The sequence below is a fragment of the Kitasatospora sp. NPDC058965 genome (assembly GCF_042741245.1).
Classification (GTDB): Bacteria; Actinomycetota; Actinomycetes; order Streptomycetales; family Streptomycetaceae; genus Kitasatospora.
Window position 1 is genome coordinate 1 of the sequence record NZ_JBHYKG010000304.1, and the last position, 10,045, is coordinate 10,045.

At 73.6% G+C, this 10,045-nt stretch carries 13 protein-coding genes; 9 read left to right on the plus strand and 4 right to left on the minus strand.

The genetic code is table 11. The annotated features are described in order from the left end of the window. Positions 1 to 362 (minus strand): chromate transporter (locus ACFW1A_RS33270; protein WP_380415629.1); only part of this gene is annotated, 362 nt, incomplete at its 3' end. A gap of 147 nt (positions 363 to 509) precedes the next feature. Between ACFW1A_RS33270 and ACFW1A_RS33275 the strand changes: the two genes are divergently transcribed. Further along, a complete protein-coding gene (locus ACFW1A_RS33275) occupies positions 510 to 821 on the plus strand; it encodes a nuclear transport factor 2 family protein (RefSeq protein ID WP_380415631.1) in 312 nt (103 codons plus the stop codon). Between the two features lie 25 nt (positions 822 to 846). Here ACFW1A_RS33275 and ACFW1A_RS33280 read toward each other — a convergent pair whose 3' ends face one another. Together ACFW1A_RS33280 and ACFW1A_RS33285 are read right to left on the minus strand one after the other, a co-directional pair. Beyond that, complete coding sequence (locus ACFW1A_RS33280; protein WP_380415633.1) at positions 847 to 1,881, minus strand: serine hydrolase domain-containing protein; 1,035 nt, start codon at positions 1,879 to 1,881, stop codon at positions 847 to 849. Next, entirely contained in the window at positions 1,878 to 2,162 is a 285-nt protein-coding gene (locus ACFW1A_RS33285; RefSeq protein WP_380415635.1) for a DUF6895 family protein, read from the minus strand. The genes ACFW1A_RS33280 and ACFW1A_RS33285 overlap by 4 nt, the downstream gene beginning before the upstream one ends. A 416-nt stretch (positions 2,163 to 2,578) precedes the next feature. Between ACFW1A_RS33285 and ACFW1A_RS33290 the strand changes: the two genes are divergently transcribed. The 6 genes from ACFW1A_RS33290 (at position 2,579) to ACFW1A_RS33315 (ending at position 8,188) form a co-directional block, all read left to right on the plus strand. Next, positions 2,579 to 3,052 (plus strand): GNAT family N-acetyltransferase, encoded by a 474-nt coding sequence (locus tag ACFW1A_RS33290; protein ID WP_380415655.1) that lies wholly within the window; start codon positions 2,579 to 2,581, stop codon positions 3,050 to 3,052. 96 nt (positions 3,053 to 3,148) lie between these two features. Beyond that, on the plus strand, positions 3,149 to 4,012 hold the full coding sequence (locus ACFW1A_RS33295) for an acyl-CoA thioester hydrolase/BAAT C-terminal domain-containing protein (protein WP_380415637.1): 864 nt from the start codon (positions 3,149 to 3,151) through the stop codon (positions 4,010 to 4,012). A 345-nt stretch (positions 4,013 to 4,357) separates the two neighbouring features. Beyond that, positions 4,358 to 5,440, plus strand: coding sequence for a serine hydrolase domain-containing protein (locus tag ACFW1A_RS33300; protein WP_380415639.1), 1,083 nt, complete (start codon positions 4,358 to 4,360; stop codon positions 5,438 to 5,440). A gap of 254 nt (positions 5,441 to 5,694) precedes the next feature. Further along, positions 5,695 to 6,183: a GNAT family N-acetyltransferase gene (locus tag ACFW1A_RS33305; protein WP_380415641.1), complete on the plus strand. Its 489-nt coding sequence runs from the start codon at positions 5,695 to 5,697 to the stop codon at positions 6,181 to 6,183. Between the two features lie 107 nt (positions 6,184 to 6,290). Then, positions 6,291 to 7,061 carry an alpha/beta fold hydrolase gene (locus ACFW1A_RS33310; protein WP_380415643.1) on the plus strand — a complete coding sequence of 257 codons (771 nt, stop codon included), beginning with the start codon at positions 6,291 to 6,293 and terminating at the stop codon, positions 7,059 to 7,061. Positions 7,062 to 7,168: 107 nt separating this feature from the next. Then, positions 7,169 to 8,188 carry an LD-carboxypeptidase gene (locus tag ACFW1A_RS33315; protein ID WP_380415645.1) on the plus strand — a complete coding sequence of 340 codons (1,020 nt, stop codon included), beginning with the start codon at positions 7,169 to 7,171 and terminating at the stop codon, positions 8,186 to 8,188. Positions 8,189 to 8,197: 9 nt separating this feature from the next. Here ACFW1A_RS33315 and ACFW1A_RS33320 read toward each other — a convergent pair whose 3' ends face one another. Next, positions 8,198 to 8,380: a hypothetical protein gene (locus ACFW1A_RS33320; protein WP_380415647.1), complete on the minus strand. Its 183-nt coding sequence runs from the start codon at positions 8,378 to 8,380 to the stop codon at positions 8,198 to 8,200. Positions 8,381 to 8,868: 488 nt separating this feature from the next. Between ACFW1A_RS33320 and ACFW1A_RS33325 the strand changes: the two genes are divergently transcribed. Both ACFW1A_RS33325 and ACFW1A_RS33330 read left to right on the plus strand, forming a co-directional pair. Continuing rightward, positions 8,869 to 9,702, plus strand: coding sequence for a helix-turn-helix domain-containing protein (locus ACFW1A_RS33325; RefSeq protein ID WP_380415650.1), 834 nt, complete (start codon positions 8,869 to 8,871; stop codon positions 9,700 to 9,702). A gap of 4 nt (positions 9,703 to 9,706) precedes the next feature. Beyond that, positions 9,707 to 9,898: a DUF397 domain-containing protein gene (locus tag ACFW1A_RS33330; RefSeq protein ID WP_380415652.1), complete on the plus strand. Its 192-nt coding sequence runs from the start codon at positions 9,707 to 9,709 to the stop codon at positions 9,896 to 9,898. Positions 9,899 to 10,045 lie beyond the last annotated feature (147 nt).

Genomic DNA, 10,045 nt, shown 5'->3' on the forward strand with positions numbered 1-10,045 from the left:
GCCGCGGCGCCGCGCACCCACAGCGGCGGGCTGCCCGCCAGGAAGAGCGCCGCCAGCGCGAGGATCAGCACCAGCCCGGGCACGATGAAGCAGAACCCGCCCACCACCGCGCCCGCCACCCCGCGCAGCCGCCAGGCGGTGAAGATCGCCAGCTGGGTGGAGGCCGGGCCCGGCAGCAGGTTGGTCGCGGCGATCCCGTCCTCGAACTCGGTCGCCGCCAACCACCCCCGCCGCTCCACGCACAGCTGCCGCAGCAGCGCGATGTGACTGGGCGGCCCCCCGAACCCGATGCACCCGATCCGGCCCCACTCCCGGGCGATCGTGCCGAGGCCGACCCTTCCCCCCGTCTGCTCCGCGACCACCGCACCGTCCCCTTCGTCCGTCTGCCGCGGCGAGGGTACCCAGTGCGGGTGACCAGCAGGTCCACCGGCCCCGCCGGCCGCACGGACCGCCGGCCGCCCCGTGGTTGACTGGGCCGGCCGGTGACCTTCAGCAACCGAGGAGCAGCAGTGGGCAACGATCTCGACCCCGTGGTGGCGAAGTTCGTCGACGCGGTCAACGCGGGCGACCGCACCGCCTTCTTCGCCCTGCTCACCGCCGACGCCTCGATGAGCGACGACGGCAACGACCGTGACCTGGCCACCTGGGTCGACTCCGAGGTGTTCGGCAGCAACGGCCGGATGGACGTCGCCTCGGTCACCGACGGCGGTCGCGCACTGGTCGCCGACTACACCAACGACCGCTGGGGCGGCATGCGCACGGCGTGGCGGTTCACCGTCGCCGACGGCCGGATCAGCCGCTTCGAGACCGGTCAGGCCTGACCGGCCCCGGCCCGCTCGGACGCGCTCACCGCTCCTCTCCCAGGCACCCCGCGAACAGCCGCCGCCCCGCCCGCAGCACCGGCTGCGCCAGGGTCGGCCCGCTGTTCGCCAGCAGCAGTGCACCGGCCTGCGCCTCGGGGCTGAACGCGACGTACGCCGTGAAGCCGCGGGTCCCACCGGTGTGCCAGAACAGTGTCCGCCCGCCGGCCGGGCGCCGGTTCCAGGCCAGCGCCTGCTCGTTCGGCCCGCGCTCCGGCCGCACCCAGGCCCGCTGACCGGCCGTCAGCGCGGCGGCCAGCGCGGGCACCGACTCGGGGCGCAGTTGGGCCCGCAGGTACCGCAGCAGGTCGGGCCCGGTGGAGTAGAGCGCACCCGCGCCCGCCAGCGCGTCGAAGGTCCAGTGCTCGGCGGCGTGGCCGTGGTGGTAGCCGGTGGCGGCCCCCGGCAGCAGTTCGTGCGGGGTGGCGCAGGTGCTGTTCGTCATCCCGAGCGGCGCCAGCACCCGCTCGGCCAGCAGGGTCGGGTAGTCGGTGCGGGCGGCGTTGGCGAGTGCCTGGCCGAGCAGGCCGAACCCGAAGGTCGAGTAGCGCAGCCGGCCGCGCCGGTGCGGGTCCAGCCGTGCGGTGGCCCGGTAGAGGTCCTGCGGACGGTAGTCGCGGTACGGGTTCGTCAACCAGTGCCGGGCGCCGCGCCGGAACACGTTCGGCGGCAGCTTGGGCAGACCCGCGGTGTGGGTGGCCAGCTCCAGCAGGGTGATCGGTGCCCGCGGCGCGGCGTGGGCGGGCAGGTGGGCGGCGACCGGGTCCTGGAGGTCGACCTCGCCGCGCTCGGCCATCGCGGCGAGCAGCAGCGCGGTGAAGGTCTTGGTCAGCGAGCCGAGCGCGAACCGGGTGCCGGCCTCGACCGGCCGCCCGGCGGCCGCCCAGCCGGCGGTGAGCAGGTCCTGCTCGGGCCCGCGCAGCACGGCGGCGGCCATGCCCGGCACCTCCCGGTCGGCGAGCAGGTCGGCGCCGACGGCGGAGAGCAGGGCGGCCGGACCGGCGGCGGTCGGGGCGGTCACGACGCCACCGCCGGGGCCCGGGAGACGGTGAGTGTGCCGGGCGCGGCGGCCACGAGGGCCGGGTGGTGGTTGCGGAACGCCCGCGCCGACTCGGCGGGCGACCGGGCCGGTCCGTTCGGCACCATGCCGTCGGCCTGCTGAGCCTCGGCCGGCCGCTCCCGGGCCTGCGGGCACCCGTCCGGCTCGGCCGGGCCGGCGTCGACGATCGGCAGTTCGCCGAGCAGGTCCCGGGGGCGGGTCTCGGCGGTCGCCTCGTAGCTGCCAACTTCGTGCACGGTCATACCGGTTACCCCCTCGGGTCAGTCGGGACCGGTACTTCCACGCTGCGCCGCCCGGTCGGGGACCGGGGCCTCCTGCTAGGCCGATCGGGGGACGGGAGCAGGCGGTGGCCCGCCCGCGGGACAGCGCGTCTGCGCCGACCTGCACCGCGCGGGCGTGCCGGCTCGCCGCCCGGCCCCGGGCCCGCGCCTCGCACTGCCCGGCCCGGCCCGGCACCACGGCAACCGACTCCTCGCCCCCGTGCCACCGCCCGACCCGGCCGCCTCCGGAGCGTGCGCCGGCCCGGCCGCCTCCCGGGCGGGCGGCGACCTGGTGTAGGACTTGGGTACTCCCGACCGCTCCCGCCGGGAGCTCCCCGCCACCGCCGGCACCGACCACCGAGGACCCCGTGACCGACCCCGCCGTCTCCGTGACCGCCATGCTGCCCGAGCACGCCGAGCAGGTGCTGGCCGTCTACCAAGCCGGCATCGACACCGGCGACGCCACCTTCGAGACCGCCGCCCCCGACTGGGCGGCCTTCGACGCCGCCCGGCTGCCCGAGCACCGGCTGGTGGCGCTCTCGCCCGACGGCCGGGTACTCGGCTGGGCCGCCGTCTGCGCCGTCTCGGAGCGCTGCGTCTACGCGGGCGTGGTCGAGCACTCGGTGTACGTGGACCCCGCCGCGCGCGGCCGGGGCGTCGGCCGCGCGCTGCTGCACGCGCTGCTCGCCGGCACCGACGCGGCCGGGATCTGGACCGTCCAGTCCGGCGTCTTCCCGGAGAACACCGCCAGTCTCGCCCTGCACACCGGCGCCGGCTTCCGGGTGGTCGGCACCCGCGAGCGGGTCGGCCGCCAGCACGGGCGCTGGCGGGACGTGGTCCTGCTGGAGCGGCGCAGCCCGGTGGTGGACTGACAGTCCGTAGGAGCATCGGCCCGGGCCCGGCGGGAACACCGGGCCACCGCCGACCGTCGAACTCCTCGGAAGGCCGCGACAGGGGGGATCGACACCATGACCACCGGCATCACCGAGACCGAGCTCACCGGCGCCTGGGAGGGCTTCGTCGCCGAACCGGCGCGGGGCGGCGCCGCCGCCGGCGTGCTGGTGCTGTCCGGTTCGAGCGGGCGGATCGAGCGCGACCGGTGCCGGCTCTTCGCCCGGGCCGGCGTGACCGCGGTGTCCGTCCGGTGGTTCGGCGGCCCGGGACAGCCGCCGGGCATCTGCGAGGTGCCACTGGAGACCTTCGCCGCCGCCACCGAGCTCCTGCGCGAGCGCGGCGCGCAGCGGGTCAGCGTCCTGGGCACCTCCAAGAGCGCCGAGGGCGCACTGCTGCTCGCGGCGCTATCGCGGTGCGTCGACGCGGTGATCGCGCTCGCCCCCTCCGCCGTCGTCTGGGCCAACGTCGGTCCCGGGAGCGACGGCCAGGAACGGCCCTACCGCTCCTGCTGGAGCTGGCAGGGGCGACCGCTGCCGTTCGTCCCCTACGAGTCGTCCTGGACCCAGGCCGAGCCCGCGGGCGAGCTGGTGTCGGTGCTCGGGTGGTACGAGGCCAGCCTCGCGGAGTACCCCGACCTGGCCCTGGCCGCGGCCGTCCCTGCGGAGCGGGCCGAGGCCGAGCTGGTCCTGGTCGCGGGCGGCGCGGACCGGATGTGGCCGTCCCTCCCCTTCGCCCAGCAGCTCGCGGCCCGCTGCACGGCGGCCGGCCGCAGCGCGACGCTGATCACCGACCCGGACGCGGGCCACCGCACCGTCTTCCCGACCGAGGTGCCGCCGCCCCCGTCCACCGTCTTCGACCACGGTGGCACGCCCGGGGCGGACGCCCGGCTCGGCGCGACCGCCTGGCCGCAGGTCCTCGCGGCGGTCCGGGGCGCCTGACCGCACCGCCCCGCCTCCCGGGAGCACGCCGCCGCCCCGCGCCGGGGGAGGCTGCCGGTGCGGAGCGCCCCCGGCGCGGAAACCCGCTGGTCCCCGGCGACGGAGCGCCGCACGGGCCGGGCGCCGCCGCGCCCACCGACGGCGCAAGCGCCGGTCCGGGCTGCGGGCGGCTGGTAGACCGGAGGTCCCCGCCCCGGTCGCCGCACCGAACAGGATCCGCCCGTGCCCTCAATTGCCCGCACCCGCACCCGCAGCGCATCCCGGCGCCGCTGGAGTGCCGGTCTGCTCGCCGCTGCTGTCGCCCTTTCCACCCCCGTGGCCCCGGCCTTCGCCTACGCTGAACCAGTGACACAGAGTCAGCTCACAGCGGACCTGATCGCCCAGATGCAGCGCCTGCGCATCCCGGGCGCCGTCGTCTCGGTGACCACCCCGGGCTGGGGCACCTGGACCACTGCGCTGGGCACCGGCGACCTGGCCACCGGTCACCCGGTCGACGCGGGCGACCACTTCCGGATCGGCAGCGTCACCAAGACCTTCACCGGCACGATCATCCTGGAGCTGGTGAAGGACGGACTGCTCGGCCTGGACGACCCGGTGGCCGCCTACCGGCCCGACGTGCCGAACGGCGCGCACATCACGATCCGTCAGCTGCTGCAGATGAGAAGCGGGCTGTACAACTACACCGAGGACCCGGCCTTCAACCAGCAGCTCGACGACCACCCCGAACGGGACTGGGCACCACAGGAGTTGCTCGACATCGCGTTCGCCCACGACTGCTACTTCCCGCCCGGCACCGGCTTCCACTACTCGAACACCAACACCGTGCTGCTCGGCCTGATCGCCGAACAGCTCACCCACCGCCCCCTGGCCGAGCTGTTCCGGCAGCGGATCTTCGAGCCGGTCGGCATGCCCGACAGCGCCTTCGACCCCAACACCGTGCTCTCGCCGCCCTACGCCCGCGGCTACCAGTACATCAGCAACGCGGACAGCCTGACCGCGCCCACCCTGACCGGCAAGGACGCGGCCTGGGCCGACTGGTCCGCGGGCAACCCCTACGAGGTCACCCACGCGAACATCTCCTGGGCCGCCGCGGCCGGCAGCATGGTCTCCACCGTGGCCGACCTGCGCCGCTGGGCCCCGGTGCTGGCCAACGGCTCGCTGCTCACCCCCGAACTCCAGCGCGAGCGGCTGGAGTTCCTCCCCACTTCCGACCAACCGAACGCGCCGGGCTACGGCCTGGCCATCTTCGACGTCGACGGCTTCCTCGGCCACGACGGCCAACTCCCCGGCTACACCAGCTTCGTCGGCTACAACCCCGACCGCGCCGCCACCATCGTGGTGCTCACCAACCTCAACCAGTCCCCCGACGGCACGGCCCCGGCGAACGAACTGACGAAGGTGATCATCCAGGAGCTGTTCCCGAACTGAGGCCGACTGCCCCACCTCGACGCCCACCAGGCGTCCCAGAGCCCCCCGTGACGGTGGCGGACCGGAGACTTGTCCGCCACCGTCGATCCCGTGACCGGCCCTTCCCCTGCACGCCCCCGAGCCGCACTGGGACGTGGCACCCGCGCGCATCCCGCGGCGGCGCGGCGCCGTCCTCCCGAAACCCCTTGGACGGCGCGCGGATCGGCTTGCTGGAATGAGACCCGAGCCCGCGTGGGCGTCGGGAGGGGACGGCGATGACCGAGATCAGCCTGCGCCTGTCGGTGCGCGACCTCACCGTCGCGGACCTGCCGTTCTGCGGATGGGCCGGCTCCCCCAAGCACGTGCGCGAGCTCGTCCGGCAGCTCCGCCGCGCCGAGGCGGGCGAGGTCGACTACTTGGCGGTCTGCACGCCGGTCGGGCTCCCGATCGCGGTCGGCGGCGTCGACTACACCGTCAAGCCCGGCACCGGCACCCTCTGGCAGCTCGGCGTCCACCCGGCCCTGCGGTCCTGCGGGATCGGCACGCTGCTGATCCGCACCGCCGAGCAGCGCATCCGCGCCCGGGGCCCGGCCCGCGCCGAACTCGCCGTCGAGGAGAGCAACCCGCGCGCCCGCGCGCTCTACGAACGCCTGGGCTACCGCGCGTTCGGCCGCGCACTCGACGCCTGGGACGTGGAGGCTGCGGACGGATCGCTCCGGCGGTACGAGACGATGTGCACGCTGATGAGCAGGGAGCTGACGTGACGGTGGACTTCGCGACGATCGCCTGCCACCGCTGCTGATCCCGCCACCGGTGCCACCGCTCCTAAATCCGGTGCGAACCGGGCGGACCGCCCCGCACACTGATCGCCATGACGTGGGACGGGCTGGTCGCGCTGGGCGACGGAGACGTATGGGCGGCGGACAGCGGGGGTGACGGGCTGCCCCTGGTACTGCTGCACCCCGGTGTGGGGGACTCGCGGATCTGGGACGGGCTGCTGTCCGAACTCACCGCGCACCACCGGGTGATTCGTTACGACGTGCGCGGCTACGGACGCTCGCCGCAGCCCACCACGGCCTACTCGATGCTGGCCGACCTGCACACGGTGCTGGACCGCTTCGGGGTCGACCGGGTCCGCCTGGTCGGCTGCAGCATGGGGGCGGGGACGGCGCTCGGGTTCGCGCTCCGGCACCCCGCACGGGTGGCGTCGCTGGTGCTGCTGTGCCCCGGCCTGCCCGGCTACCCGTGGCCGGCCGACCCGGAGTCGGACGCCGAGTACGACCGGCTGGTGGCCGCCGACGATCTGGACGGACTGACCGCTTATGGTCTGCGCGCATGGGCGGCGGCCGGCGCGGACGAGGCCGCGGTCGCCCAACTCCGCTCCGCCGCCCGAGCCTGGCCCGGCGAGGACGTCCACCAGCAGTCCGACCCTCCCGTCTACGACCGGCTCGGCGAACTGTCCGCCGTGCCCGCAGCGGTGCTCGTCGGCGACCTCGACCTCCGCCCGGCGATCGACTGCGCCGAGCGGACCGCCGCCCGGCTCGGCTGCCGCCTGGTCCGCCTGTCCGGCGTCGACCACCTGCCCCCACTGCGGGCGCCCGCCGCGATCCTGCGCCTGATCGACCAGGTGGCCGCCCGCTGACCCCGCCGGTGCGCCCGGCACCGACGGGCAGGCGGCAGGACCTGTGCACCCGTCAGGGACCGCAAACTCGCGTGACCCCGCCCCTCCGCACCGGCAACACTGACGCCATGACTGGTTCTGCACCGCCGCCGCTGCTCCGACCGCGGGCCCTGCGGCCCGGCGACCTCGTGGTCATCGCCTCGTTGTCCGGGCCGCTGCCGGCCGCGTACGCGCCCCACGTCGAGCAGACCGTGGACGTGTTCGAGCGGATGGGCTTCCGGGTGCGTCGGGCGCCGCTGCTCGAACCGGGGCGCCGGCACTGGTGGAGCGCGGCCGCGCCGGCGGAGATCGCCGCGGAGCTCAACGGCCTGCTGCGCGACCCCGAGGTGCGCGCGATCGTCGCGAGCGACGGGGGCCAGACGGTGCTCGGCTACCTCGACCTGATCGACGTCGAGGCGGTCATGGCCGACCCCAAACCGATCCTGGGCTACAGCGACATCTCCCTGCTGCACCTGGTGCTCCACTCGCGGGCGGGTCTGGTCGGCTTCCACGCCGACATGGCCGTCCCCGGCTTCGGCGGGCGCTGGCAGTCCGCGGCACCGGCGCGCCGAGCCGAACTCGAGCAGCTCTACGCTGCGTTACTGACCGGGACCGAGCCGATCGGACCACTGCCCACGAGCACGTCGTGGGAGTGCTGGCGCCCTGGTCGCGCCGAAGGTCCGCTGATCGGCGGGGTGATCAATCGCCTCGTGCTGGCGCAGGCCACGCCCTGGGCGCTGCCGCTCGAACGGTTCGACGGTGCGGTGCTGTTCTGGGAGGAGATGGGCGGCCTGGCCTCGTACGTGTGGAGCTACCTGCAGGTGCTGCGGCACAGCGGCATCCTCGACCGGATCGCCGGCATGGTGGTGGGCGTGCCGCGCGAGATCGTCGGGCTGGATCCCGGCGCGTCCCCGACCCTGCCCGAGATCGTCCTCGATGTCCTGGGCGATCGTGACATCCCGGTCCTGGGCAACGTCGACATCGGGCACGCCGGCCCGAACCTGCCGATGCCGCTCGGCATCCGCGTCGGCCTCGATGCGCAGCAGCGGATGCTGTCCCTGCTCGAACCGGCGGTGGGGCCGCGGACGCTGACGTACCCGGTCGGTTGAGCAGCAGGGTCACGCGGGCTCGGTCGGTTCCGTACTGCCGGGGTGGCAGCGGCGGCAGCGGCACGGGTCGTCAGGGAGGAAGCGCGAGCCGTCGGGCTCGTAGGCGGCGATCTCGTCGTGGGCGAGCTCGGTGCGGGTGCCGTCGGGGGCGAGCCGGTAGACGCGCAGGGTCATCCTGCTGCTCCCGCTCACGGACGACTCCTCAGTTCGCGCAGCGGAGAGACCAGTTGGACCGCGCCAGCGGACCCGGTCTCGCCGCGCGTGATCCGCCCGGTGCAGCGGGCGTGGGCCTCGATCCAGTCGGCGATCCGCACCAGGGAACGGGGATTGCACCCACCCAGCTGGATGTGGACCCCTGCGGGAGGAAGGTGATCCGGCCCGCCGTGAGCGACGGCAGCACCGGCAGGCCGGCCACCTCCAGCGCACGCTCCATCCGCTGCACCGCGAGCTCAGCCTGCTCACGCAACTCGCGCACCATGCGCTGCTCGTCGGTTTCGACTCGTGCATCCATGACAGGAGCTCACTCCCTTTCCAGGGGCGTGCGGAACCGGCACGGGCAACCGAACACCACAAGTTGCCTCGCCCTCGGTAGCCGCGCGACTACCAACGGGAACTACCATCTACATCCGGCGAGAGTCTCGCAACTCTCGGGAATCAAATAGAGAGTTGAGGAGAGCCGGATGAACCTGAAGCGCCTCGATCCGAGCGCGTCCCCCTGCGCCGCCTTTGGGGACCAGCTCCGCAGGTCACGCAACGAGCGGGGTTTGACCCAGGATCAGCTCGGCGAGCTCATGGGATGCACCGGGGGGCACCTGTCCGGTATCGAAACCGCGGTCAAGTCACCTGGTCGCAGGTTCGCGGTCAAGGCCGACGAGCTGTTCGGGACGGGTCTGACGTTCCAGATTCTCTGGCAAGCCATCAAGAACCGGGCTTTCCTCGAAGGATTCCCGGAGTACACCGCCGAGGAGAATCGCGCCACCGGGATCCGCCTGTTCGAGATGCGCGTGATTCCCGGGCTGCTCCAGACCCCTGAGTACGCCGCAGCCTGGGAATCGGGATTCGTGGCGCGCGGAAAGGTGAGCCAGGAGCAGGCTGCCGCGCGGGTACGCTTCCTGCTCGATCGTCAACGAGTCCTGACCAAGACGCCACTTGTCGCGCTGCACGCCATCATGGACGAGACCTGTCTCCGCCGGCCGATCGGCGGTCGAGCAGTCATGATCGGACAGCTCCACCACCTCGAAGCGCTCTACCAGCGGCCCCGGACGGCGATCCAGGTGGCTCCGGACTCGCTCGCAGAAGCGCACCCTCTCGGCTTCCCGATGACCCTGCTCACGATGCCGAACCGGGGAATGTTGGGCTACACGGAGTCTCTACACCGAGGGTTCCTCGAAAGGGAGCCCGAGACGGTGGCGAGTTGGGCCAGTGACTACGATCAGCTGCAGATCGAGGCACTGTCGCGAGCTGCTTCGTTGGCTCTGATCCGCAGGCTGAGGGAGGAACTTGAACATGAGTGATCCGGTGGACGCAGTATGGCGCAGCAGCTCGCACTCGGGTGGCGGTGGGCAGTGCATCCAGGTCGCGGACGGCTTCACCGGCGTGATGCCCGTGCGCGACTCCAAGAACCCGCACGGCCCGGCCCTGCTCTTCCCGGCACAGGCCTGGGGCACCTTCGTGGCCGGTGTGAAGAGCGGTACGCTCCAAGCCGTCTGACGTTCCCGCACCAGGCCGGGTGACGTGCGGCAGGGCCCCGGCGGGTCGTTCCGATGCTGTTGGCGAATTCGGGGTCCTGATCACTTCGCCCCGCAGAGCTGTTGCTCGGCGGGGCGAAGTCGTGCGAAGTGGCTGGTGCGGGTGCGG

Coding starts and splice junctions, on each gene's coding strand:
- ACFW1A_RS33290 (WP_380415655.1), top strand. CDS start 2,579: ATGCTGCCCGAGCACGCCGAGCAGGTGCTGGCCGTCTACCAAGCCGGC.
- ACFW1A_RS33310 (WP_380415643.1), top strand. CDS start 6,291: ATGACGTGGGACGGGCTGGTCGCGCTGGGCGACGGAGACGTATGGGCG.
- ACFW1A_RS33285 (WP_380415635.1), bottom strand. CDS start 2,162: ATGACCGTGCACGAAGTTGGCAGCTACGAGGCGACCGCCGAGACCCGC.
- ACFW1A_RS33305 (WP_380415641.1), top strand. CDS start 5,695: ATGACCGAGATCAGCCTGCGCCTGTCGGTGCGCGACCTCACCGTCGCG.
- ACFW1A_RS33295 (WP_380415637.1), top strand. CDS start 3,149: ATGACCACCGGCATCACCGAGACCGAGCTCACCGGCGCCTGGGAGGGC.
- ACFW1A_RS33315 (WP_380415645.1), top strand. CDS start 7,169: ATGACTGGTTCTGCACCGCCGCCGCTGCTCCGACCGCGGGCCCTGCGG.
- ACFW1A_RS33325 (WP_380415650.1), top strand. CDS start 8,869: ATGAACCTGAAGCGCCTCGATCCGAGCGCGTCCCCCTGCGCCGCCTTT.